This is a genomic window from Sorangium sp. So ce1036 (genome assembly GCF_051369805.1).
In the GTDB taxonomy this organism is placed as follows: domain Bacteria; phylum Myxococcota_A; class Polyangia; order Polyangiales; family Polyangiaceae; genus Sorangium; species Sorangium cellulosum_F.
The window spans coordinates 4,240,755-4,264,528 of record NZ_JBBMOX010000001.1; the positions used below are offsets into that span (position 1 = coordinate 4,240,755).

At 72.8% G+C, this 23,774-nt stretch carries 24 protein-coding genes; 11 read left to right on the forward strand and 13 right to left on the reverse strand.

Annotated elements, in window-relative coordinates; genetic code table 11:
* Positions 1-23: 23 nt before the first annotated feature.
* The 4 genes from rsmA to WMF31_RS16135 all read right to left on the reverse strand — a co-directional run bounded on the left by rsmA (position 24) and on the right by WMF31_RS16135 (position 4,981).
* The gene (gene rsmA, locus WMF31_RS16120; protein WP_436602792.1) at positions 24-854 is read right to left on the reverse strand and encodes a 16S rRNA (adenine(1518)-N(6)/adenine(1519)-N(6))-dimethyltransferase RsmA; all 831 of its coding nucleotides are present in this window, start codon (positions 852-854) and stop codon (positions 24-26) included.
* Positions 855-1,213: 359 nt separating this feature from the next.
* Positions 1,214-2,539 (reverse strand): DUF58 domain-containing protein, encoded by a 1,326-nt coding sequence (locus WMF31_RS16125; protein ID WP_436602793.1) that lies wholly within the window; start codon positions 2,537-2,539, stop codon positions 1,214-1,216.
* 7 nt (positions 2,540-2,546) lie between these two features.
* The gene (locus WMF31_RS16130) at positions 2,547-3,524 is read right to left on the reverse strand and encodes an AAA family ATPase (RefSeq protein WP_129348977.1); all 978 of its coding nucleotides are present in this window, start codon (positions 3,522-3,524) and stop codon (positions 2,547-2,549) included.
* Positions 3,521-4,981 carry a DUF4350 domain-containing protein gene (locus WMF31_RS16135; protein ID WP_436602794.1) on the reverse strand — a complete coding sequence of 487 codons (1,461 nt, stop codon included), beginning with the start codon at positions 4,979-4,981 and terminating at the stop codon, positions 3,521-3,523. The genes WMF31_RS16130 and WMF31_RS16135 overlap by 4 nt, the downstream gene beginning before the upstream one ends.
* A 221-nt stretch (positions 4,982-5,202) precedes the next feature.
* Here WMF31_RS16135 and WMF31_RS16140 point away from each other — a divergent pair, with 221 nt between their 5' ends.
* The 10 genes from WMF31_RS16140 to WMF31_RS16185 all read left to right on the forward strand — a co-directional run bounded on the left by WMF31_RS16140 (position 5,203) and on the right by WMF31_RS16185 (position 12,513).
* Positions 5,203-5,385 (forward strand): hypothetical protein, encoded by a 183-nt coding sequence (locus WMF31_RS16140; protein WP_080682315.1) that lies wholly within the window; start codon positions 5,203-5,205, stop codon positions 5,383-5,385.
* A gap of 446 nt (positions 5,386-5,831) precedes the next feature.
* A complete protein-coding gene (gene rpsP / locus WMF31_RS16145; protein WP_436602795.1) occupies positions 5,832-6,098 on the forward strand; it encodes a 30S ribosomal protein S16 in 267 nt (88 codons plus the stop codon).
* 1 nt (position 6,099) lies between these two features.
* Positions 6,100-6,351, forward strand: a complete 252-nt coding sequence (locus WMF31_RS16150; RefSeq protein WP_436602796.1) for a KH domain-containing protein — start codon at positions 6,100-6,102, stop codon at positions 6,349-6,351.
* A 12-nt stretch (positions 6,352-6,363) separates the two neighbouring features.
* Positions 6,364-6,876: a ribosome maturation factor RimM gene (rimM, locus tag WMF31_RS16155; RefSeq protein ID WP_436602797.1), complete on the forward strand. Its 513-nt coding sequence runs from the start codon at positions 6,364-6,366 to the stop codon at positions 6,874-6,876.
* 51 nt (positions 6,877-6,927) lie between these two features.
* Entirely contained in the window at positions 6,928-7,800 is an 873-nt protein-coding gene (trmD, locus tag WMF31_RS16160) for a tRNA (guanosine(37)-N1)-methyltransferase TrmD (protein ID WP_436602798.1), read from the forward strand.
* Positions 7,797-8,372: an RNA methyltransferase gene (locus WMF31_RS16165; protein ID WP_436602799.1), complete on the forward strand. Its 576-nt coding sequence runs from the start codon at positions 7,797-7,799 to the stop codon at positions 8,370-8,372. The genes trmD and WMF31_RS16165 overlap by 4 nt, the downstream gene beginning before the upstream one ends.
* Before the next feature lie 51 nt (positions 8,373-8,423).
* A complete protein-coding gene (gene queG, locus WMF31_RS16170) occupies positions 8,424-9,605 on the forward strand; it encodes a tRNA epoxyqueuosine(34) reductase QueG (RefSeq protein ID WP_436602800.1) in 1,182 nt (393 codons plus the stop codon).
* A 124-nt stretch (positions 9,606-9,729) separates the two neighbouring features.
* Positions 9,730-10,653 (forward strand): lysophospholipid acyltransferase family protein, encoded by a 924-nt coding sequence (locus tag WMF31_RS16175; protein WP_436602801.1) that lies wholly within the window; start codon positions 9,730-9,732, stop codon positions 10,651-10,653.
* A gap of 64 nt (positions 10,654-10,717) precedes the next feature.
* Positions 10,718-11,443: a DUF72 domain-containing protein gene (locus tag WMF31_RS16180; RefSeq protein WP_436602802.1), complete on the forward strand. Its 726-nt coding sequence runs from the start codon at positions 10,718-10,720 to the stop codon at positions 11,441-11,443.
* Positions 11,440-12,513 carry a hypothetical protein gene (locus WMF31_RS16185; protein ID WP_436602803.1) on the forward strand — a complete coding sequence of 358 codons (1,074 nt, stop codon included), beginning with the start codon at positions 11,440-11,442 and terminating at the stop codon, positions 12,511-12,513. Before WMF31_RS16180 ends, WMF31_RS16185 begins: the two co-directional genes overlap by 4 nt.
* A gap of 328 nt (positions 12,514-12,841) precedes the next feature.
* Here WMF31_RS16185 and rpmB read toward each other — a convergent pair whose 3' ends face one another.
* The 3 genes from rpmB to WMF31_RS16200 all read right to left on the reverse strand — a co-directional run bounded on the left by rpmB (position 12,842) and on the right by WMF31_RS16200 (position 15,272).
* On the reverse strand, positions 12,842-13,066 hold the full coding sequence (rpmB, locus tag WMF31_RS16190; RefSeq protein WP_129348959.1) for a 50S ribosomal protein L28: 225 nt from the start codon (positions 13,064-13,066) through the stop codon (positions 12,842-12,844).
* A 186-nt stretch (positions 13,067-13,252) separates the two neighbouring features.
* Positions 13,253-14,122: a hypothetical protein gene (locus tag WMF31_RS16195; protein WP_436602804.1), complete on the reverse strand. Its 870-nt coding sequence runs from the start codon at positions 14,120-14,122 to the stop codon at positions 13,253-13,255.
* 271 nt (positions 14,123-14,393) lie between these two features.
* Positions 14,394-15,272, reverse strand: a complete 879-nt coding sequence (locus WMF31_RS16200) for an N-formylglutamate amidohydrolase (protein WP_436602805.1) — start codon at positions 15,270-15,272, stop codon at positions 14,394-14,396.
* 151 nt (positions 15,273-15,423) lie between these two features.
* On the opposite strand from WMF31_RS16200, the gene xerD reads away from it, so the two are divergent.
* Complete coding sequence (xerD, locus tag WMF31_RS16205; protein ID WP_436602806.1) at positions 15,424-16,314, forward strand: site-specific tyrosine recombinase XerD; 891 nt, start codon at positions 15,424-15,426, stop codon at positions 16,312-16,314.
* Positions 16,315-16,327: 13 nt separating this feature from the next.
* Here xerD and WMF31_RS16210 read toward each other — a convergent pair whose 3' ends face one another.
* The 6 genes from WMF31_RS16210 to WMF31_RS16235 all read right to left on the reverse strand — a co-directional run bounded on the left by WMF31_RS16210 (position 16,328) and on the right by WMF31_RS16235 (position 23,652).
* Positions 16,328-18,034, reverse strand: coding sequence for a protein kinase domain-containing protein (locus WMF31_RS16210; protein WP_436602807.1), 1,707 nt, complete (start codon positions 18,032-18,034; stop codon positions 16,328-16,330).
* 4 nt (positions 18,035-18,038) lie between these two features.
* Positions 18,039-18,686, reverse strand: coding sequence for a hypothetical protein (locus WMF31_RS16215; protein WP_436602808.1), 648 nt, complete (start codon positions 18,684-18,686; stop codon positions 18,039-18,041).
* Positions 18,687-18,834: 148 nt separating this feature from the next.
* The gene (locus WMF31_RS16220; RefSeq protein WP_436602809.1) at positions 18,835-19,875 is read right to left on the reverse strand and encodes a DUF4340 domain-containing protein; all 1,041 of its coding nucleotides are present in this window, start codon (positions 19,873-19,875) and stop codon (positions 18,835-18,837) included.
* Positions 19,872-21,860 carry a Gldg family protein gene (locus WMF31_RS16225; RefSeq protein ID WP_436602810.1) on the reverse strand — a complete coding sequence of 663 codons (1,989 nt, stop codon included), beginning with the start codon at positions 21,858-21,860 and terminating at the stop codon, positions 19,872-19,874. Before WMF31_RS16225 ends, WMF31_RS16220 begins: the two co-directional genes overlap by 4 nt.
* Positions 21,857-22,582: an ABC transporter permease gene (locus tag WMF31_RS16230; protein WP_436602811.1), complete on the reverse strand. Its 726-nt coding sequence runs from the start codon at positions 22,580-22,582 to the stop codon at positions 21,857-21,859. The genes WMF31_RS16225 and WMF31_RS16230 overlap by 4 nt, the downstream gene beginning before the upstream one ends.
* A complete protein-coding gene (locus WMF31_RS16235) occupies positions 22,579-23,652 on the reverse strand; it encodes an ABC transporter ATP-binding protein (RefSeq protein ID WP_436602812.1) in 1,074 nt (357 codons plus the stop codon). Before WMF31_RS16235 ends, WMF31_RS16230 begins: the two co-directional genes overlap by 4 nt.
* Positions 23,653-23,774: the final 122 nt, after the last annotated feature.

The following is a 23,774-nucleotide window of genomic DNA, read 5'->3' on the forward strand; positions in this document are numbered from 1 at the left end:
CGGGGCGCCAGCGCGTCGTTCGGTCAGCGGTCTCTGAGGCTGGCGATGCGCGCGAACGCCTCGACGCCGAGCGTCTCACCTCGCGCGTCGAGCGAGATGCCGGCGTCCCTGGCGCGGCGATCGAGCTCCTCGGGCGACCAGCCGTAGAGGTTCTTCCATGCGTTCCGGAGCGTCTTGCGGCGGGCCGAGAACGCGGCGCGCACGGCGGCGCGGAAGGCGTCCGTCTCCTCGGCGCGCCGCGGGCGCCACGGCGTCAGGACGACGACGGCGGAGTCCACCTCGGGCCGCGGATAGAAGGCGCCGGCGCGCGCGGTCAAGAGGCGGCGCACATCGAACGCGGCCTGCACGAAGACCGAGAGCGCGCCGTAGTCGCCGCTCCCCGGCGCCGCGGTGAGGCGCTCCGCGACCTCGAGTTGCACCATGAACACCGCGCGGTCGATCTGATGCGCGACCGTGGTCGCCTGCTCGAGGAGGCGCCCCGTGAGCTGGTACGGGAGGTTGCCGGCCACCACGTGGGGGCGCTCCAGGCCGGCGAGGGAGGCGCACCAGTCGACCTGCGCCGCGTCCGCCTCGAGCAGGGTCAACCGGCCTTCCTGGATCGGGCCAGCGAGCTGCTCGCGGAGGATCGGGACGAGGTCACGATCGCGCTCCACGGCGACCACGTGACCGGCGCGCTCCAGGAGCGGCCGCGTGAGCGCGCCGAGCCCTGCGCCGATCTCGAGCACCGCGCCGCCCGCGGGCGTGGTGGCTGCCTCGGCGATGCGGCGCGCCGCATCGACGTCGACGAGGAAGTTCTGTCCGAACCCCTTCTTGGGGGACAACCCGCGCGCGCGCAAAAGCTCTGCGATGGACATGGTTCGCCCTCAGGCCCCCGATGGATGCGCCCCGTCGTGGGGCGCGGCCGCCGCTGCGCTCGGCGCGGCGGACGTCTTCGCGCGGAGCCGCACGACGCGCACGCCCGCCTTCCGGAGCGCGGCCTCATGGCGCGTCTGCGCCACGCGCGCGCGGAGGAGCACGGCCTCGGCCGCGATGGGCGCGAGCTCCTGGAAGGCCCTGTCGGACGGCGCCGGGCTCGCCGGCTCCTCGTTGCCCCCGCTCTCTTGCGGCCGCGGGGCGTCCCATGGCGGGGCGAGCCCTGCCTCGATGTCGGGGAGCGTCCACGTCAGGTGGACGGCCTTCCGCGAGAGCCGGCGCGCAGCCTCCGCGAGCTGGCTCAGCTGCGCATCAGCGGGCGGCGGCGCGATGACGTAGACCAGGCTCGCGCGTGGCCGCGCGCGCGCGATGTGCGTGAGCGACTCCGCGATGATCCCGGCTGGATCCCGCCGCTCCGGCTCGGATCGCGCGGGCGATTCGATGCCGTAGCTCGCGAGGTAACGGCGCAGGGTGCGCTCGCGCTGCGAGCGCCCGAGCGGCGCCGGCGCCGAGAAGGGCGCGCGCGCGCACATCGACTCGGCGCGCGCGGCCAGCCGGTCGAGGTCGCCGCGGCGCAGGTCGGCGAGGCCCCGCGCGTCGAGCGGCCGGAGGTGTTCGAGGACGCGCGCCGCGACGTCCGCCTCGTCGAGCTCGCTCCGCTCGCGTCGTACGTGCCGCACCCGACGGTGAGCGCTTGCGCGATCTTCTCGCCGTGTCCAGGGCCGTGCTCGGGCGGGATCGTCACGCGGGGGCCGGGCGCCAGGATGATGAGCCCCACGCGATCGCCGCGCCCGAGGTGACGCGTGGCGATGGATGCGGCCTCATCGATCATGAGATCGAGCGGCGCGCGGCCGAGCGGGCCCGCCCAGAGCTCCACGGCCGCGTCGACGAGGATCCACACCACGTCCCGCTCCTCGCGATCGAACTCCCTCACGAGCAGCGTGCCCCGGCGCGCGCTCGCCTTCCACGCGATTTTCCGGAACGGGTCCCCCGGCTGGTGCTCGCGCAGCTCGCGCAGGTCGTCTCCTTCGCCGCGCGCGCGTCCGGGCCGGCCGGACGCCGCGAGGAGGTGACTGCGTCCCCCGCGCGGCTGCGCGAGGTAGGCCATGAAGGGGCGCGGGAGCACCTCGATCCCGTACGGGTTCGCGAAGGTCAGGGGCACCTCGAACAGGCCCGGGGCGCCGTGCACCTCGAGCGCGAGCCCGTGGAGGCCGTGCTGGCCGACGCGCGGCGTCCGTACGACGATCTTCACCTTGAGCCGCCCCGAGGCAGAGACCTCGCCGCGGCTCGGTTCGATGCGCACGTCGAGCTGTGACGAGGCGATCGCCCGCAGCTTGACGTACCGCGCCGCGAGCGTGTCGCGGTTGCGGACCTCGGCCTCGATCTCCACCGTGCCTCCCCGCGCGGACCGGAGGGTCCGCCGCGCCCCGCCCCAGAGCATCTCGAAGCCGGCCGCGCGGATGCGCGCCACCGACACCAGCGTCACGCCCCGGGCGAGCGCGATGGCGACCAGGAGCGCGCCACCCCAGCCGACGATCGCCGGCTCGCGCGCGATGAGCCCGGCGCCCATGACCGCGACCCCGGCGATGGCCATGTGAGCGGCGGTGCGGGTGGGGTAGAGCTGCATGAGGGATCTAGGCGGGCCGCACGGCGCGCCGGTAGCCCACGCGCTGGATCGCCTCGTCGATGATCGCCTCGCGCGCCTTCGTCTCCGCGTCGGCCTCGGGCGCGAGCACGAGGCGGTGCGCGAGCGTCGCGGGCGCCATGCCGCGCACGTCGTCCGGCGTCACGAACGGGCGTCCGCCGATCACCGCCGCCGCCTTGGCCGCATGGATCAGCGCCAGCGTGGCTCGCGGCGACGCGCCGAGCAGCACGCGAGGGTGCGTCCGGGTGAACGCCGTGAGGTTCACCGCGTACTCGTAGAGATCGTCCTCGACGTGGATTCGTCGCGCGATGCCCTGCAGCATGAGAAGATCCTGGACGGAGAGCGTCGCCCGCGCCCGGGGCGGCTCGACGTTGTGCGCGCGGAGCATCGCCACCTCGTCCTTGTGCTGCGGGTAGCCGAGGCTCACGCGGATGAGGAACCTGTCGATCTGCGCCTCGGGCAGCGGGTAGGTCCCTTCGAGGTCGATCGGGTTCTGCGTCGCGAGCACCATGAAGGGCGACGGCAGCTCGAAGCGATCGCCCTCGATCGTGACCTGCCGCTCCTGCATGGCTTCGAGGAGGGCCGACTGGGTCTTCGCTGGGGCGCGGTTGATCTCGTCCGCGAGCACGAGGTTCGCGAAGATCGGGCCAGGCCGCAGCGCGAAGGTGCCTTCCTTGGGCGACAGCACGTAGGTCCCCGTGATGTCGGCCGGCAGGAGGTCGGGCGTGAACTGGATCCGCCGCACGGACGCGCCCAGCGCGGCCGCGAACGCCTTGACGAGCGTCGTCTTCGCGACCCCCGGGACGCCCTCCAGCAGCACGTGTCCCTGCGCGAGCAGGGCGGTGAGCATCAGATCGATCGCGCGCGGTGGTCCGATGTACACGCGCGTGATCTCCCGTCGGACCGCCTCGATCCGCTCCTTGGCAGCGGAAATTTCGTCGACGGCGACGGCCTGAACCTGGTTCATCGAGCGCCTTTGTCAGAGGGTGTTGTTGCGAGCTTCGCGTCGGGCTCCGGAGGCGGCCCACCGGGGCGCGCCGCAGGACGATCGAGCGGCGCGCCGGGGCGAGGTCCCCGCGGCGGCTTGCGGCCGTCAGCGCCGCAGGCGGCGAGGACCCCGCGCACGACGTCGGCGGCGTGCACGAGCGCGGGCCTGGACACGTGCGTCGGCTTGCCAGCGACGACGGACGCTTCGACTCGGTACATGGTGGCCAGAACCTCTTTGAATGCCGAGAGGGCTCGCTCGTCAAGATATCCCTCTCGCGCGACGAGGCGCGCGACCGCGTCCGGCGCCGGGTTGGCCTCGAGGCCGAAGCGCAGCGCGAGCGCCTCGAGCAGGGCGCTCTTCAGCTCGAGGAACGCGAGCCCACGCGGGGAGGAGGGGGCGGCCAGGACCGCGAAGCGCCCGGCGGCCCCTCCCTGCGCCACGAGCGGCGTCGGGCGGGCGTATCGAGGGAGCGGGCTCCGGTAGGGTCGGGCCGATGCGCGCGCGGTCCAGATCGCGAGGCCCAGGCCGGCGGCGGCCGCGAGGGCGAGGAGGGCGCCGCCGGGCAGCCCGTCGCGGCGAGCGTCTTCGACGGCCTCGGCGAGCGCCTTGACCTGTGCGTCGAGGTCCTTGCGGAGCGTCGTCTCGCCGCCGAACGAACTCTCCTCCTCGAACCGGTTCGCGACGATGTACAGCCGCCCCCGGCGCGGCTCCGCCCCGTCCTCATCGACCAGGTAGCGGACCAGGCCGACGGCGAAGGCGCGGTTGCCCGGGTACCGGAGCATCATGTTCATGAGCGACGACGGATCCCCCATCGCGAAGAGCCGGCCCTTGCCCACCTGCCCGGCGACCGCGACGATCACGTCCGGCTCGCTGATGGCGCGGATCCGCAGCACGGGCGAGAGGTTCGGGTGCTTCAGGCCGGTCGCGTGGTTCGTGACGAGCCGCTGCACGTGGCTGACCACGGGGTGCGGCCCGATGGCGTGACCGCCGACGATGTCGATGACGGGCTCGGCGATGGCGAGGGCGGGGCGGTTCCGGAGCGCGGCGACCGGCCGAGCCGGGGTCGGGATGCGCTCGATCTGGAACCGCCGGAGCGTGTCGTCGCCGCGGCCGAAGTCGTCCACGATCGCCAGCCGGCCGCCGGCCTTCATGAACGCGGTGGACTCGTCGGCGTCGAGCGCCTGCTGCGGATGGAGCGCGAGGATGCCGTCCTCGGGGCCGACCTGGCTCCAGTCGAGCACAGCGACGGGGTGGACCCTGGCGACCCCGAGCTCGGCCCGCGCGATCTCGAGGAGCTCCGAGCAGCCTTCCCAGCTCGCGTCGCTGACCTCGAACGCGGCGCCTGCTGCCCGGACGGGCGCGAGCAACGCCACGAGCGCCGCCAGCGCCGACGCCAGCGGCACCAGCAGCGCGCAGGATGTGGCCCGCCGGCGCACCAGCCGACGCCGAGTCTCTCCGTGGATCTCGAAAGATACGCGCGCGAGCCAGGCGCCGTGCCGCGTCATGAGCGCCGGGAACATACCACTGTCGGCCCGAGCGATAACCTTGACCCGCCATCCCACATTGCTAGATTCGCTTTTAAGAGCGGGGTGCTTTCTCCCAGACCTCGTTCCACCAATCCAGCCGCGAGCACTCTACGAGGTGGAGGGGTTAGTCGATGCTTCCTCCGTTCATCATCGAGCAAATTCGGCAGCGCGAAGAAGAGAAGGATCGGTCCAGAAGAGAAGAAATTCGACCGCGTCTCGAGCTGCCGATCGAACGCTACCCTGCACCTCGTCGTCTTCCGGACACGGAAGAGGACGATCCCAACCGGGGCGTCATCATCCTGGATTTGGGCTGACGCCCCGTGTAGCCAGCCCCCTCCGCGCTCTCCGCGGCAGAGTCAGCCGCGTGTCAGCCTTCGCTGGATGGGCCCCGAGACGCTCTCCTCGATCCCCCCGATCCGCCAGTAGTCCGAAAAATCCGCTCTCCATGCCTCTCCGATGCTCGTGGGCGGAGATCGGTTCCTCGTCTGCGCTGCCCTGCTCGGAGTAGCTCCAGCGAGGACGGGGCGGCCACGGCCAGGGGGCCGCATGGGCCGCATCGGCCGCATGAGGAGTGGGGCAAGAAAGTTGTCGTCGGTAGGGCTCGGCACGCTTGTGCGGGGTTGACCCCAAGCTGGATCTTCGCCTAGGTTGCGCCCCCGCTTCTGGCGCCGGGCACTGAACGAGCTACGCTCCGGCGCCCCAGAGCAGGCCGTGCACACCATGCGCACGGGCTCTTCTATCCGATAGAGGTTCATACAAGATGGCCGTTCATATTCGCCTCGCCCGCGCGGGCACCAAGAAGACGCCCTTCTACCGCATCGTCGTCGCTGATCAGCGCAGCCCGCGCGGCGGCCGGTTCATCGAGCGGCTGGGCACCTACGATCCGCGCAGGACCGAGATCCGCCTCGATGTGCCGCGCGTGAGGCACTGGATCTCGAACGGCGCCCAGCCAACGCACACGGTGGCGCTGCTGCTGAAGCACCCCGCGCTCGCCCAGGCAGCCGCTCCGGCGGACGCCGCGAAGTAGCATGGCCTCCTCGACGTCTCCGCTGGTCGATCTCGTCGCGCTCGTTGCGCGCGCGCTCGTCGATCACCCCGACCGGGTCATCGTGCGTGAGGTCGCGGGCGACCGCTTCCCGCGCATCGAGCTCACGGTGGCGCGCGAAGACATCGGCAAGGTGATCGGCAAGGACGGGCGCACGGCACAGTCGATCCGGACGCTGCTGAGCGCCGCTGCGAGCAAGTCGGGGCGGCGCGCGCACCTCGACATCCTCGACTGAGACGAAGTCGGCGTGGAGCGACGCTACGTTCCCGTCGCGGAGATCTCCCGCCCGCACGGCGTTCAGGGGGAGCTGCGGGTGCGCCTCTACAACGAGGCGTCCGACCTGCTCCTCACGCGCCCTGCGGTCAGGCTCCGCCTCCCTGACGGCGGTGAGCGGGACGCGAAGATCCTCGGGGCGCGGCCCGTTGACAAGGCGTTGCTCGTGCGGATCGCGGGCATCGACGATCGGGACGCGGCCGAGGCCCTGCGCGGCGCGACGGTGTGCGTGCCGAGGGACGCGTTCGGACCCCTCGACGAGGGGGAGTTCTACGCGTGCGACATCGAGGGGGCTCGCGTGTTGACGCCCGAGGGCGAGCTGCTCGGGCACGTGAAGTCGCTCCAGTCTTACCCGACCTGCGACGTCCTCGTCGTGGAGAGGGAGGGCGCAGCGTCGATCGAGATCCCGCTGGTCGAGAGCTTCGTCAGCAGCGTGGACGTGGAGCAGCAGGTCGTTCAGCTCGTCACGCTGGAAGGCCTCGTCTGAATCCTGATCCGTCGTTCGGCGCAGGGCGTCCGGCCTGCCACGGCAAATCTGATGCGCATCGATGTAGTCACCCTGTTTCCCGAGCTCTTCCAGGGATTTCTGGCGATCGGCATGGTCGGGCGCGGGCTCGCTTCGGGCGCGCTCTCGGCGCGGCTGCGCAGCCCGCGCGATTTCGGCCTCGGCCGGCACCGGAGCGTGGACGATACGCCGTACGGCGGCGGCTCGGGCATGGTGATGCGCGTCGACTGCCTCGTTCGCTGCCTGGAGGCGCTCGACGAGGAAGCCGCGGCAGGTGAGCCGACGAGCGCGGCAGGCGAGCCGACGAGCGCGGCAGGCGAGCCAGCAGGCGCACCTTCCGACGACTCAGCGGTGGGGCCTGTCACCCCTCAACCTCCCTCGGAGCCCCCGCCGCGAGCGCACCGGGTGCTGCTCACGCCGCAGGGGCGGCCCTTCTGCCAGGAGAAGGCGATCGAGCTCGCGGCGCGCCCCGCGATCGCTCTCGTGTGCGGTCGCTACGAGGGGTTCGATGAGCGGGTTCGTGCCTTCGTGGACGAGGAGATCTCGCTCGGCGACTTCGTGATGACTGGCGGCGAGGTGGCAGCCATGGCCGTGATCGATGCGTGCGTTCGCCTGCTCCCAGGGGTGCTGGGCAACGCTGGATCGACGGAGCACGAGTCCCACAGCCCGGCGCTGTCCGGGCTCCTGGAGTATCCGCAGTACACGCGCCCCGTGGAGTTCCGGGGGCTCAAGGTGCCCGACGTGCTGCAGCAGGGAAACCACGCCGCCATCGCCCGCTGGCGACGAGCGCAAGCCGAGCAGCGCACGGCCGAGCGCCGGCCGGATCTCTGGCGCAAGGCGCGCGGCGGGAGTCTTCCTCCGGGTGAGGGCGGCGCGCCTCCAGGGGCGGGCGGCGGGGCGCGATGAGGCTCGCGCTCGCGCTCGTGCACTACCCGGTGCTCGATCGTTCTGGCGGAACGGTCACCACGGCGATCACGAACCTCGACCTCCACGACATGGCGCGCAGCGCTCGGACGTACGGGGCCGAGCGGCTCTTCGTCGTGCACCCGGTCGCAGCCCAGCGCGCGCTGGCCGAGCGCATCAGGGAGCACTGGGTGAGCGGATCGGGCAAGCGCCGGATCCCCGATCGCGCGGTCGCGCTCGACGTCCTCAGCGTGGTGCCCAGGATCGAGGACGCGTACGCCGCGCTGAGCGGCTCGGGGCGGGCTGGCGTCGAGGTCTGGACGACCGCGGCGGCGTCGCGAGGGCTCCCGGTAACGAGCTACGCGGCGGCGCGCGCGCGCCTCTCGCAGGCGAGCCGCCCGGTGCTGATCCAGTTCGGCACGGGGTGGGGGCTCGCTCCCGAGCTCATCGCCGACGCCGACGTCCGGATCGAGCCCATCCGCGCGGCCACGGCCACCGGCTACAATCACCTGAGCGTGCGCGCAGCGTGCGCGATCACGCTCGATCGGCTGCTCGGCGACGGGCGCGCCGGGTGAGCTCGAGCGGCGCGCGGGCATGATGCCTGCGTCGCCGCCCGTCGTGTCGTCATGAGCATGGGCGAGGGCCACCGAGCCGCAGAGGAGGGGGGCGCGGCGCCGCCGACGCCCGACCGGCTGGTGCGCGAGCAGGCGCTCGCGCTCGGCTTCGACGTCGTCGGCGTCGCGCGCGCAGACGAGCCGCTCGGGGTGGAGCACGCGCGGTATCTCGAGTTCATCGAGCGCGGCATGCACGGGGAGATGGGCTACCTCGCGGAGTACGCGGAGCAGCGGCGCCGGCTGGACACCAGCGCGATCCTCGAGGGGGCGCGCTCGGTCGTGTGCGTCGGCCGCAGGTACGCGCGGCCGAAGGAGAGCGAGAAGCGCGATCCCCCGCTCGCGCAGAGCATCGCGCGGTACGCGCGCGGACAGGATTACCACAACCACCTGAAGCGCCGGCTGCGGCGGCTCGCGTCGTTCATCCGCTCGCTCGCGCCCGACGCCCTCGCGCGGCCGCTCTGTGACGTCGAGCCGGTGATGGAGCGCGTCTGGGCGGCGCGCGCCGGCATCGGCTTCGTCGGCAAGCACGGGCTGCTCATCACGCCGGGGCAGGGGAGCTATCAGATGCTCGGCGAGGTGGTCACCACGCTGCCGCTGACCCCCGACGTGCCCATCGCGGAGCGCTGCGGATCGTGCACGCGCTGCCTCGACGCGTGCCCGACGCAGGCGTTCGACGCGCCCTTCGTGCTCGATCCGCGGCGCTGCGTCGCGTACCTGACGATCGAGCAGCGGAGCGCGCCGCCGGAGGAGCTGCGGCTCCGCATGGGAGAGCACCTCTTCGGCTGCGACGTCTGCCAGGAGGTCTGCCCGTTCAACAAGACCGCGCCGCCGCCGCTCGAGCGCACCGCGCCGTTCCATCCGCTGGCGCGCTGGGAGGCGCGGGACGTCGACGACCTCACCTCCCTGGATGAGCAAGGGTTCGGCGCGCTCACCGTCGGGACACCGCTCCGGCGCGCGCGGCGCGGCGGGCTCGCCAGGAACGCGACCGTCGTCGCTGCGAACAGGCTGGCGAGCGGCGCCCGGGGCGCGGCCGCGGCGAGCGCGAAGCGCGCGCTCGCGGCCGCGCTCACCCACGATGATCCGTCCGTGCGCGCCGTCGCAGCGTGGGGGGTGCGCCATTCAGGGAGCGGCGAGCCGCCGAGCCCGGCCGCCCCGGAGCCCGGTGAGCCGCCCGAGGATCCCGGTGCGGGTTGAGGAACACCGCGCTCCGCGATCCACGAAGGCGCCGGATGTGCAGCGCTGCGCGGGCGCCCTTCGCGTGCGCCCGATGATCCGCTAGGGTGGCCGCCGGCACGACGCCGCGCGCACGAGCACGAACGTGGATCTCTCCTCCAGGCTCCGAGCGCTCCTCGATGATCTGCGCCGGCACGATTCCGTCCTCTGGCGGCGCGCGGTCGACGCTGGGGTGACCTATGGCCCCGACTTCCTCGTCCGCCACAGCCCCGCGCTGTTCGGGCTCGTCTTCGGGGCCGCGCTGCCGGAGCAGCGGAGGATCGTGCGGAGGAACCTGCGGCTGGCGCTCGGTCAGCGCGGGGCGCTCGACGAGTACCGGGACGTGGCCCGGGTGTTCATCAACTTCGCCAGCTGCCTCACCGACGCGTTCATCGCGGGCAGCAGCCGGCCCGAGCGGCTTACCGGCTTGTGCGTGAACGACGAGCACTTCACGAGCGCGTTCCGGCGCGGCCTCGGGGTGATCGTCGTCACCGCGCACACCGGCGGCTGGCAGGCCGCCGCGCCGCTGTTGCGCTCCGTGCACGCCGCTGACGTGCTGATCGTGATGCAGCGCGAGCGCGACAGCCGAGCGCAGGCCATCCAGGATGGCACGCGCGAGCGGGTCGGCGTGCGGATGCAGCACGTGGACGATGATCCGCTCGCCATCCTCCCGCTGCTCGCGCACCTGCGACGGCAGGGCGTCGTCGCCATCCAGATCGATCGCCTCCCCGCCGGGATGCGCGGGCGCGAGGTCGAGCTGTTCGGCATGCCCTGGCGCGTGCCCGAGGGCCCGCTGCAGCTCGCGGCCGCGAGCGGGGCGCCCATCGTCCCGGTGTTCACCCGGCGGACCGGCTTCATGAAGTACGAGATCTGTATCGCGCCGCCGATCTCGCTGCCCCGCAGGCCAGGGCCGTCCGAGCTCGACGTCGCAGCGCGGCAGATCACCGCGGAGATGGAGCGTTTCCTCCGGGCGAACCCGACGCAGTGGTTCCACTTCGAACAAAATCAAGGAATTTTGAGCCACAAATGAGAAATCGCACCGCGGTCGGCCACGCGCTGCATCGGCGCGCAAGCTGAGTTAAGAGTGCGCGCTGATGGCCCGCCTCCTCGTCGGACTGCCCTCGCTCCAGGGCGAACTCCAGAAGTACAAGCAACGCTTCGATCTGGTCGAGCTCCGTCCGCTCGACACGTCGCTGCCTCGCGTGAGCACGTTGCGTAAATGGCGCAAGGCGGTGCCGCCGGGCTTCGTCTTCAGCGTGGTGCTGCCGCGCGTGGTCGGCGAGCTCGCGGCCGGGAGCACGTTCGACGAGGCGCTCGCGACCTCGCTCGAGGTGGCGGCCGTGCTGGAGGCGCGTTGCATCGTGCTCCAGACGCCGGCGTCGCTCCGACCGACGGCGAGCAACCGCAAGAAGCTCGCGGCGCTGTTCGAGCGGCTGCCCGCCGAGGGCGTCGTGCGCTGCTGGGAGCCCTCCGGGATCTGGGAGCGCGAGGACATCCTCGCGACCGCGCGCACCGTGAAGGCCATCCCCGTGCTCGACGTCGCCCGGGACACGCCGCCGCCGGGGCCGATCGTCTACACGCGCTTGCGCGCGCTCGGGAAGTCCGCCGCGATGGGGGCGGCCGCGCTCGAGCGCATCGCCGACCGCCTGCGCGGGCGTCGCGAGGTGTTCCTGATCGTCGAGGGAAATCGCGCGCTCCAGATCAAGGGATCGCTCGCGGCCGCGCTCGCGCGCAAGCCCGATCGATCAACGGCGTCGGCCGTGGTAAGGCCTGCCATGCCCATGGCGAACACCCTCGTCGCCGAGGACGAAGAGCAGTGATCCGCGGGGCTGCAGCGACGGCGAGCGACGCGTCCGCGGCCTCCGCGGCGCGGGCGGCTCTCGAGGCGTCCGGCAGCGCGATCGACGCGATCGTCGCCGGCTTCTTCGCCGCGGCGGGCGCGCAGCCGGACGTGCTGCTCGCGCCCTCCGTCGCGCTCGCCGCCGGCGTCGGCGTGGGCGCGAGGGCGTTCGATGGGCGAGCGATCCAGCCGGGGCGCGGCGCGCCGCGGCCGCGCGGGTTCGTCGATGAGCAGAGCGTGCCGGACGCCGCGCGCGTCGCCGTGCCGCGCTCGCTCGGCATGTTGGTCCTGCTTCACGGCTACCTCGGGCGTGCGCGGCTCCGCGAGCTGGTGCGGCCCGGCGTGCTCGCGGCCGAGCGCGCCGGCGCGAGCGCGCGGGCCGAGCTGCTCCGCGAGGTCGGCTCGCTCGGCGCGGTGGCGCTCCGGGCGCGCGACGTGGAGCGGGCGCTGCTCGCCGTGGGCGGAGCGGTCGCTGGCGGGACGCTGACGGCCGAGGACCTCGCCGAGGCGGTCCCGGCCGAGGTCGAGGCCTCATCGATCGCGATCGCGGCCGGCGCGACGGCGCTCCAGGCGCCGTGGCCGGTCGGCGAGCTGGCGCGACCCGCGGACGCCATCGTCGCGTGCGACGGGTGGGGCACCATCGCCGCGCTCGCCTACGCGCGCACCGACGACGGGATCGCCGTGCCCGAGCTCGAGATCGTGCTCGGTCGTGATGCCGTCCCGGTGCGCCGCGGAATCACGCGCCTCGCCCCGGGCACGCCCTTGCCTGCGGCGGCGCCGATCGCGATCCTCCAGCGCAGCACCCTCGCGGCGGCGATCGCGCTGACGGGCAAGCCGAGGCTCGAGGTGAGCGCCCTCGGCGCGCTCCTCCACGGCGCCGCGCTCGAGGCCGCGCTTCACGACGTCCGCAGGCAGCTCGGCGCCGAAGGCGCCCTGGCGGTCCTGCGCGACGATCGGGATGCGCGCGCGGTCCACCTCGCGCCGGGCTTCGCGGCGACGATGGAGACGCGGCCAGCAGACGACGGAAGCGGAGCCGGCGCGGGCCGGTGACAGCGCCAAGCGGAGCCGGCGCGGGCCGGTGACAGCGCCAGGCGGAGCCTGGCGCGGGCCGGCGACAGCGCCGTGCAGGACCGCTGAACAACGCGGTGCACGCTCACGCGCGTCCACGCTCGCGCACGGGAAGGCGCCGTGGTCACGGCGCCCGGCCGTGACGCGCGCGCTGGCTGCGCCAGGCATGAGCCATCCAGAGGATGGCCACACGCCTCGCATGCCGGGGTGGGGGAGGGGTTAGGCCCCGAGATGACAGGGCTGCGCCACACGCAGCCCGCCGTGGAGCGGCGGCCTCGGGATCCGGACGCAGCGCCGGCGCGATGCGCTGCTACAGCGCGACGCCGTGACGCTTCGCGTACGCGAGGACGCCGATCTTGTCGATCGTCCGGATATCGCGCGTCGTGAGGTTGAGCTTCACGAAGCGGTTGAGCTCGGGGACCCAGACGCGCCGGGTCTGGATGTTCACGAGCTGCCAGCGCTTCGTCTTGATGTTGGAGTGGGAGACATTCTGCGCCAGAAGCTTCCGCTTCCCAGTGATGTCGCTCTTCGCCATGACGTCCTCGGTTGGAAGGGGACCGCGGTCGGTGCCCCGACCCTGATCGACAAGATTGGCCGAGCACAAGGCCTGCGCGGGGGAGCAGGGGCCCGGGAGCGCGGGAAAGTGAAGGAAGCCGGGGGACATGTCAAGCGTCCACCGGGGGTCATGTGCCTCGGCACGCCGGAAATTCGACGCTCGGTGCTAGGTCAGCCACTCGCCGCCCGACGGAGGCCGCCGGTCCGGGGTGTCCTTGTCGCTCGGGGGCGAGTGGAGATTGATGCGGCGCGCGTCGGCGGCCAGGCGCCAGGCCAGGATCTGAAACAGACCGACGCTCGTGATGGCGGCCGTCGCCGCGAACGCCAGCGCCCCGACGAGCACGCTCGCGACGTCCAAGGTCGAGAAGTGACCGAGCTGGGCGAGCCCGCCGATGATCAGATCGGCCGTGAAGGCAAGCACCACCGCGACGGCGAGGAACGCCCCGGCGCCCGTCGTCTCCGCCCCCATGAAGCCCGTGAGGCTGGACAGCACGGCCACGACCACCATCAGGGCGCCGAGCTGGCCCAGGTGCGGATCGAGCAACGCGAGCCGGGCGACGGCCTCCCCGAACGACGGGAGCGAAACGAGGAAAGCGGCGACGAGCAGCCAGCGCGCGCCGGTATAGGCCCGGTAGCGGGACCGGAAGACGAGCGCCGCCGGGAGCGCCGTCGCCGCCACGGCCCGGGCCGCTCCCCAGCCGATGTCGCTGACAGCCCCGGAGCTCCTCAAGCCGAGGAGGGTCGCGATCGCCCCCAGCACCACCATCGCGATGGCCCGCTGTCGGTAGCTCACCGACGTCAGCGCGGCGAACAGGGCGACGAGGCCCAGAACGAACGCGGGAGGCCCCGCGATCACGCCGTCCGGACGGAGCCCTGCGATCGACAGGCCGCCCAGGATCAGGAAGCCCGCGCCCACAGCAGCGCACCAGATGCGGGCCGCATCCTGCCCTGGCCGGATCGGCGCCAGGTCCTCCATGAGCGCCTCGGACGCGAGCAACGGCTTGGTGAGCTTCTCGCGCGGTGCGCTCGGGGGCATCTCTTCGGCCGTGACGACCGGGCTCGAGCCGGCGTGTTGCTCGGCCGGCTCGGCCCCGCCCGATGCCGCAGGAGGGGGCTCGGCCGGCACGGCCCCGCCCGATGCCGCAGGAGGGGGCTCGCCCGGGGAACCGCCGGCCGAGCTACCGGCCACGCCGCTTCCGTCGGGCTCGGTCGGCGTGGCCCGGTCCCGTCCGGCGGTCGTGCGGCGACTTGCTGGGGGGCGGTCGCGGTTCGCCTCTCCGTAAGGCTTTTCCATCGATGGAGCCGGATCAGATCTCACGGGCGTCGAGGGGGTTGCGGCGGAGCTGACCGAGCAGCTCGGCCGAGGTGAGCCGCGCGACCAGGGTGCGCCCGAAGTCTCGCACGGCGGTGAATCCTTGCCCATCCATGCCAAGGGATTGCTCATCCATGTACAGCCTGCGTGCAATCTCGATCTGCACGGCGTGGACGGCACGGTGCGGTTGCCCGTAATGGGCGGTGCTGAATCCCCCCTTATAGGGGTCGTCATGCCGCACGGAGAAGCCAGAGGCCCGCGCATGCTGGTCGACCAGGTCGATCACCGTGCCGGCGGCGGTCGTCCGCCCACGGGTCCCCGGGACGATGTCGGCGCGGCCGACGGCGCCTTCCGCGTGGCCGCGGCGGCTCTGGCTCGGCATCGAGTGGGCGCAGAGGAGGATCGCGAAGCCGAAGCGCTCGCGTTTTCGGGCGAGGATGGCGCTCAGGCTGCGGTGGTAAGGCCGGTAGAAGCGATCGAGCCGGCGCTCCACCTCGCGCCTCGGGAGGCGAGCGGCGAGGACGGGCTCGCCGTCCGTCGTCAGGCGCCAGATGAGCCCCCTCGGACACGGCGCCCGGCCTCCGCCCTCGACCGCGTCGCCGTCGCAGTCGGCCTCGCTCCGGTTGAGATCGATGACCAGGCGGCTCATCCGCGAGAACAGGAGCGTCGCTCCCTCGCTCGGCGCGTCCTGGAAGAGCGCGTCCACGTACAGATCCGCGTCGCGCCCGATGCTACGGGCCGGCGCGACGGTCCAGGACAGCGACTCGGGATCCATGTGGACGCCCGCATGCGGTACTTCGACGAGGACCGGGCTTTCCGCTCCGCGGGGCTCGACGACCTCGAAGGGTGACACCACCGCCACACTCTGACGCATTCCGCGCCCGGCTGGAACGGGGACGGCCAGTTTCCGGATCGCAAGAAATGGATGAGGCTGGTTCGCTGTCCAGGGTGTCCGGACGTCCAGGGTGCGCCCGCCCGGGTCCGGCTTTCTGGCGCGCTCCGGCGGTTTCGCTGTAGCGTGGGGCGTGGATCTCGCGACCTGGGTGGACGCGTTCCTGGATCACCTCCGCGTCGAGCGGGCGCTCTCGCCCCTGACGCTCGAGGCGTACGGCCACGACCTCGCACGGCTCGTCGCGCACGCGGAGGCGGCCGGGATCACGACGGTCGAGGGCCTGGATCAAGCGCTGATCGGCACCTACCTGGTCGCCCTGGGGGAGGCGGGGATGAGCGCCAGCTCGGCGGCCCGCCACCTCTCCGCGGTCCGGGGGTTCATCCGCTTCCTGCTCCGCGAGCGCCGCATCGAGCGGGACCCGTGCGCGCTGATCGAGCGGCCCCGGGTCGGGCGGCGGCTGCCCAAGGTGCTCTCGTTCGACGAGATCGCGCTCCTGCTCGAGGCGCCCGAGCAGGGGACGTTCAAGGGGCTGCGCGATCGCGCGATGCTCCACGTGATGTACGCAGCCGGCCTGCGCGTGAGCGAGGTGGTGCGGCTCAGGGTCGCGGACATCGAGCGACGCAAGGGGATCGTGGTGGCGCTCGGCAAGGGCGGGAAGCGGCGGCTCGTGCCGCTCGGCGAGCCGGCGCTCGCCGCCATCGACGCGTACCTGGAGGTGCGCGGCACGCACCCGCGCAGCGCGGCGACGCAGGTGCTGTTCCTCTCCCCGCGCGGCGGAGCGCTCACCCGGCAGGCGGTGTGGAAGCTCCTCGGGGGGTACGCGCGCGCCGTGGGCATCGGCAAGCCGAGCTCGCCGCACAAGCTGCGCCACTCGTTCGCGACGCACCTGCTCGAAGGAGGCGCCGATCTCCGGAGCGTCCAGGCGCTCCTCGGCCATGCCAACGTCGTGACGACCGAGATCTACACGCACCTCGCGGACGATCACGTGCGCGCCGCGTACCGGCGCGCGCATCCTCGCGCGTGAGCGCGCGCCGAGGCTACTTGCAGCGCTTGAGGAACTTGCCGCAAGGCTTGTTCGTGGCCTGCCCCGCAGGCCGGGCCGGCGCGGGGGGGATCGCGGTGAGCTCGAACTCCTGAACGACCGGCGTGCCGGCCTTCACCGTGACGCCCTTGCTCTGCGGGTAGTAGCCGGAGCGCTTCACGCTCACCCGGTGCAGCCCCGGGGTGAGCCGGAGCTCCGCCGCCGGGTCCTCGACCACCTTGCCGTCGATCGCGATCTCCTCGCAGGAGACCGGCTTGCAGGTGATCGTGACCGGCGCGTCGACCGGCGCGCCCGCGTCGGCCGCGGCGCCTGCGTCGATCGGGGGCTCGACCGCGCTCGCGGCGGCGCTCGGGGCCGGAGGATCCACCGCCTGCGCGCTGCCGGCAGCGGCAGGCGCCGGCGGATCGGCGGACGGCGACGGGGCCACGGCGGCGCTGCTGGCCGAGGCGCTGGGGCTCGGCGGCTCAGCGTCCCCGCGGTCCAGGGCGAACCACGCGGCGGCGGTGCCCGCGACGAGCAGGGCCGCAGCGATGCCCACCGTCAGGGACGCCGCCTTGCCCCAGGGCGATCGCGGCGAGGTGCCGACGGGATTGACGGCCGAGACGGCGGCCCGGACGAATGCCGCCGGGCTCTGGGCCGGGGGCACCGCCGCGGCGTGTACGTCTGCAGCCGGCTGCGGCGAGGGCGACGGCTGCGGCGAGGGCGACGGCTGCGCGGCCTCGCTCGGCGGCCGCGGGGCGTGCACGCCGGCGGCGGCGACGGCGACCGTCGATGTCGGCGGCGGGGGCGCGACCGCCTCGCTCACCGAGGGGGACAGGGCGAGCGTCGCGCCCACCTCGATCGCGGCCGCCGCGAAGCCGCTGAGCGCGGCCGCGAGCTCGCTCGCGGTGCGGAAACGCTCGCGCGGATCGTGCGCGAGCGCGCGCGCGAACGCGGTGTCCAGCGCCGGGCTCAGCGGAATGCCGAGCTCCGCCGCGCGCGTCGACGCGGGGAGGCGCGGCGCCATGAGCTCGCGCTGCCAGGAGGCCACGTCCACCTGGCCCTGGCAGGAACGCCAGTACGAGCGGCCCGTCAGCGCGAAGAAGGCGAGCAACGCTGCGGAGAAGATGTCGGCGGCAGCGCCGGCCCGCGCGCCCGGTTGAAGCTGTTCAGGCGCGAGCCAGGGCGCGGCGAGGACGTAGCCCTCCTGCGTCGGCAGCAGGCTCCGCGCCAGCGCCGGCCCGAAATCCGCGACCTTCACGTTGCCCGGAGCGCTCGGGTCGATGAAGAGGTTCGTCGGCTTGAGGCCGTGGTGCGGCACATCGCGGGCGTGGGCCGCGTCGAGCACCGCCGCGAGCGAGCGGAGCATGGCGCCGACCTCCTCGAAGCTCAGCGGCCGCCGCTGCGCGAGCTCAGCGAGCGACGGGATGAGGAGCATGTCCGTCACCGTGAAGGGCGCGGCGGTCGCCGGGTCGTAGCCCGCCTCGAGGACGTGCGCGACGAGGTCTTGCGGCAGCCTGTTCGTCTCGGCCACGTACCGCTGCAGGTGCTGCATCGCGTCCGGGCGCTGACCGATGAGGGGCGAGTAGAGCTTGAGGGCGACGTCGCGCGCTTGCGCCGTCACCGCGCGGAAGGTGGCCGTCGCGCCCCCGTACCCGAGGAGCGCGCGGACGGAGAACCTCCCGGCGATGACGCTGCCCGGCGCGACGTTCGGTGCCGTCACGAGATCACTCCTCCGCGACCGAGATCGACTCGATCGACTGCAGGATCGTCGCGTCGGCGCCGGAGTCGTCGTCGTCCGGCACGAAGCCGAGCCCGAGCACGATCTCCCCATCCCTTCCGGCGTCGGAGAAGATGAGCAGCGGGCCCTTCCTCTCCCCGCGCATCGCGCCCTCCCGCTGCCACAGGCCGAGCTTCCTGCCGGCGATCTCCTTGGTGTCGTCCGGCCGCTTCCAGTTCACCTTCTTCTTGGGCAGCGTGACGTTGAGCTCCTGCGCCAGCGCGGCGAGCGCGGCGTCGCGCTTCTCGGCCGCCTGCTTGCCCTCGCCCACGTCGACCTGCGCCGTCGCGAGCGCCGGACCGTCGTCCGCGGCCTGCGCGAGCGTGGCGCGCTCTCCCTGGGCGTAGGTCCAGCCCTTCGCTGGCGTGATGATGAGCGTGCTCCCGGCGATCTTCGCCCGGGTCGAGTCCTCCGCCTGGCACTGCTCGTCGAGCGCCTCGCAAGGCTTCGGCGGAGGAGGGGCCGGGGGAGGAGGAGGCGTCGGCGTCGCGACCGGCGCCGGCGTGACGGGTTGGGGTGGAGGCGGCGCGCTGCACGCCGCGGCGAGCGCCGCCGCAGCGCTCAGCGCCAGGGGAGGCCATCGTCGAAGGAACATTGCGCACGAGCGTTGCAGCACCGGACCCGGTACTGCAAGTAAAGAGCGATCTCGGGGGTACGGCTTGCGCCCCGGGGCGCGGCGCAGGGCCGCGGGACGCACGCCGGGCGCCCGGGCGGGCCGCTCCGGCGTGCGGCGGACGCGGCGGCTACTTGACGACGGCGCCCACGTCCTGCTCGACCTGCTCCGCGAGGCTCGCGGACACCTTGCCGTGGAGGCGGGTGCGCTCCGTGACCAGGAAGTAGTCGGGTTTGCCGCTCGATCCAGGGGACCCCTTCACCAGATCGACGAAGCCGATGTCGCCGGAGCTGCCGGCGTACTCGACCCGCACCACGACCTCCCTCTGCTCGGGGGGCGCGGCCACGTACTCCGTAGGGCGGAGCCGGTCGAGCTTGGTCATCCAGTTGGCGACGGTCTCGTCGTTCTGATCCGGGGTCGCCGGGTCGGCCCAGAATTTCTTGCCCTCGTCGCCGCCGCGCACGATCTCGCGGCGCTTGTCCCCGACGATGACGCGCGCCCGGGTGAGGTCGACGTCCTTCCACTCGTGCAGCTCCCGCTCCATGAGCCGCCCGTCCGCGGTGTCGAGATCGCGGTAGATGTCGCCCTTGATGGCGTACACCTCGCCCGAGCTCTCGTCGCGCGCGTAGCGATCCGCGCCGCCCGGCGTGGGGCCGCCGATGACCAGCTTGCGCTCGGCACCGCGGAGCTTGACGGTGAGCGTCCCCTCCGGCTCGTCGAGCCCGAACTCGGCGGCCCGGTCGTCCGCGATGCGGCCGATCGCGCGCAGGGCCTTCAGCGGGGCCAGCGCCTCGGCGAGCTTGTTGCCGCCGCTCACCGAGACGAACGTCTTGACCGTCGTCTCCGGCTCCGCGGGCGGGGCGTCGTGCTCGTGCGCGGCCCCGTGGCCGTGCACGTCGTCCTTCGGCTTGTCGGCCGGGGGCTTCTTCCGGCGCTCCGCGGTGCCCACGAAGTAGCGCCCCTCCTTGTCCTTCCTGGCCTCGAGGACGACGGTCTTCGACTCGGCCTCGAACGTGACGCGCTCGACGTCGTCGGCGCGGCCGGCCCAGACGGTCACGTCCGCGACCGCGAGCGCGGACGCCGTCTTGTCGCGCGTCCAGACGAGCACCGCGAACAACGCCGCGGCGAAGAGCAGGCCGAGGTGCACGAAAAAGCTGCGATCCAACCTCATGAGCGCCTCCCGCTCGCGCGCCGCCCGCGGCGCGTGATGAAGAGCCCGAGCCCCAGCACCATGGCCGGCGCCACGAGGATCGTGGCCCAGAACCAGACCTGGTCCTTCTCCTTCGTGTGCTCGATCCGGACGTCCTCGTTCGTCGTGATCTCCCCGGCGAAGCTCTCCTCGCCGCCGAGCCACCGGAACGCGTCGAGCGCGAGCACGATGTTGGGCTCGTTCCGGAACGCCGGGTCGCTGAACACGTCGGCGTCGGCGACGACGAACGCGCGCAGCTCCTTCTTCTCCTTGCCCTCCTCGGCGGGCGCGAGCTCCTTCGAGACCGCGGCGGCGAGGTTGTAGGCGCTCCGCTTCTCGCTCTGCGCGTCGAATTTGAAGTTCCCGTCGACGTCGGCGAACGTCTCGCCGAGCGACCGGACGACGAAGTCGATCTTCAGGTCGCCGCCGCCCTGCTTGTCGAGCGACGAGGCGCCGGGGAAGATCGTCGGGGCCTGCTGCGCGTGGCGGCTCAGCGTCGAGACCGAGGCGTGCGAGGAGTACCGCGTGGTGACCAGCATCGCCTGGTCGGACTCGTTGTAGCGCCGGCGCACGTAGACCCGATCGTTCAGCAGGATCTCGGGCTTCCACGTGAGGCCGACGACGCCGGCGAGCGGATCCAGATCGACCTTGGCGTCCGGATCGAGCGCGAGCAGGAGGTGGCCGCCGCCGTCCGCGTACTTCTTGAGCGCGGCGACCTCCTCCGGCAGGAACGCCTTCTGGGGGCCGAGCACGACGACGACGTACGCGTCCGCCGGGATCTCGCTGCCGAGCCCCTGGGCGAGCCCGAGGTCCTTGACCAGGTAGTTCTGCGACTCGAGCAGCTTGCGCAGGTTCCTGGCCGTCCGCCCGTCGGCCGCCGCCGCGCCGGCCGCCTCGTTCATCTCGCCGTGCCCCACCGTCAGGTAGGCGATCCGCCGCGACCGGACCACCTTGAGCAGCGCCTTCTGGAAGTCGGCGTCGAGGCTCTTCAGCTTGGCGCCCGCCGTCTTGATGTCCGAGCCGACGATGAGCGTCTCGCGCGACGTGTCACGCGAGAGCACGATGACGCCGTCCTGCGTGACCTTCGCCTCCTTGGCGAGCGCGGGGACGAGCAGGCGGTCGTGCATCTCCACCGTGATCTGCGGCGACGCCGCCTGCACCTCGCGGAGGTAGCCCTCCACCTCGGCGCCCACCTCGTTGAGCTGCGGGAAGAAGGCGGTGATCTTGAGCGGCTCGGTCAGGCTCTCGGCGACGCGCTTGGTCGAGTCGCCCGGGCGGGCCGTGCGGTAGTACGAGAAGTCCGCCTTGAGATCGAGCTGGCTCGCGCCGTACACGAAGAGCGCCGAGTACACCGCCGCGAACGCCAGCGTCACGCCCGAGAGCGTCGCGGCGCGCACCCGCCGGCCCTCGATGCGCTCGGCGCGCCGCATCGGCGCGAGCGCCGCCTCGCCGAAGAAGAGCGGCACCGTGGCGATCACGAGCAGCGCGATCCAGCCGACCGTCGTGGCCGACTCGACGCGCGCGCGCACGTCGGGCGCGGCCTTCGCGACGCCGAGCAGCGCCCGGCCCGCGTCGGTCGTGCTGAAGTAGGCCGCGACCGCGACCACGCCGAGCGCCGACAGGATCGCGAGCGCGCGCTCGACCGCGCGGCGCTCGCCCGTCTCGCGCAGGGCGGTCGCGAACCGCAGCGCGGTGACGAGGATCAGGGTCGCGACCCCGAGCCCCGACAGGCCGTAGCGGGCCCACTCGATCGTGGGGACCACGCGCTCGCCCAGGAAGAGGAGCAGGAGCGCGCCCGCGTACGCCGGCACCATCCAGCCCCCGGCGCGGAGCGCCGGCGCCTCGCGCGGCGCCGCCGGGGGGGCCTGCTTGTCTGCGTCCGGCGGAGGCTCGGGCGACCGCCTCGCGGCGCCCTCGTCCTTGCCGCTGATCTCGGCCTCGCCGGCCTGAGCTCTGCTGTCGTTCACCGCCACCTCCGGGCCCTCAGGGTGTGCGTCGCGGCGAGCAGGAAGAAGTACGCGACCGCGACGTAGTACAGGACGTTCTCCAGGCGGAGCACGCCGGTCAGGAACGGCTTCTGGTTGAGCGGGTAGAGGTTGAGCGCGCTCACGAAGTCGTTGAGCGGCGGCTCGGTCACGCGGGCGACGAGGAACAGGAAGCCGAGCGTCCCGATGATCGCCGCCCCGAGGATGGCGGCGATGACCTGGCTCGCCGCGAGCGTCGAGGCGAAGAGCCCGATCGCCAGCGACGCGGCGCCGAGCAGCAGCACGCCGGCGTAGCCGACCAGGATGTGCCCGACCGACACCTTGCCGTTCACGAAGATGAGCATCGGCATGTACACGGTGAGCGCCGTCATCATGCCGATGAGCGCGAGCGCGGCGAGGAACTTGCCGGCGATGATCTCCCCGTCGCGCACGGGCGCCGTCTTGAGCAGGATGAGCGTCCCGCTCTCGCGCTCGCCCGCGACGAGCCGCATCGACAGGATGAGCGCCGCGACCATCATGATGAACGCGGTGCCGTCCAGGAACTTGAGCAGCACCTCCGCGGACAGCCGCGCGCCCGCGCCGAGCGCCGCGACCTGGAAGTAGATGCCGTCGATGAGCAGCGCGGCGGCGGCGACGACGTACCCGAGCGGTGATCTCAGGTACGCGGTCAGCTCCCGCCGCGCGACGAGCAGTGTCCCTCTCATGCTTCGCCCTCGCCTTCTTCTCCCCGGTCCCCAGCCGGGGCCCTCTGCGCCTCGCCGCCGGCCTTCGCCCTGTCGGCGCCGGCGGGCCTGTCCTTCGTCGCGCGCGTCGCGAGCCGCAGGAACACCGACTCGAGCTCGCGCTCGCTCCGCTTCACCTCGAGGATGCCGATCCCCGCCTGAACGAGCTCGGCGCACAGCGCCGCCCGCACGTCGCGGTCGGCCTCGACCGCGAAGCTCACGACGTCGCTCCCCGGCTCGGCCGTGGCGAGCTGCTCGACGGACGTGACCCCCTCGACCTCGCGCGCGATCTCGAGCGCCCGCGCCGCCTCGCCGCGCGCCGCGCGGTAGCCCGCGCCCTCGGCCGCGAGCCCGCGCACCGTGAGCTCGACGCGGACGCCGTGGAGGAGCTTCGCGGAGAGCTCCTGCTCGGTGCCCTGCGCGCCGATCTCGCCGTCCCGGATCACGAGGATGCGGTCGCACGTCTCGCTGATCTCGGAGAGGATGTGGCTCGAGAGCAGGATGGTGTGCTCGCCGCGCAGGCTCCGGAGCAGGGCGCGCATCTCGACGATCTGCACCGGGTCGAGGCCGCTGATCGGCTCGTCGAGGACGAGCAGCCGCGGCTTGTGCACGATCGCCTGGGCGATGCCCACGCGCTGCTTGAAGCCGTGCGACAGCGAGCTGATGGGATCCGCGGCGACGTCCTCGAGCTGCGTGACCGCGAGCGCCTCGGCCACCCGCTTGTCCGCCGACCCGGCGTCGACGCCGCGCAGGCGCGCCGCGAAGTGGAGGAAGGCGCGCACGCTCATCTCGTCGTAGAGCGGCGGCCGATCGGGGAGGTACCCGATGCGGGCCCGCACCTCGTGCGGGTTGTCCACGACGTCCAGCCCGTCCACGAGCACTCGACCCGCGGACGGGAGGAGGTCGCAGGCGAGGATCCGCAGGGTCGTCGTCTTGCCCGCCCCGTTCAGGCCGAGCAGGCCGACGATCTCTCCCGTCTCGATGGAAAACGACAGGGGACCGATCGCCTTCCGGTCGCCATAGTACTTGTAGAGTTCGCTGATTTCGATCACGGCCGTGCACCCCTCCGCGAAGGGAAGAAGCTCTCGCGCCGGCGGAATCGGATGCCGCGCAGCGCGGCGGTCCAGGCGCCAGCGGCCCCTTACAACAGCGGATGACGGAAATCATTCCCGAC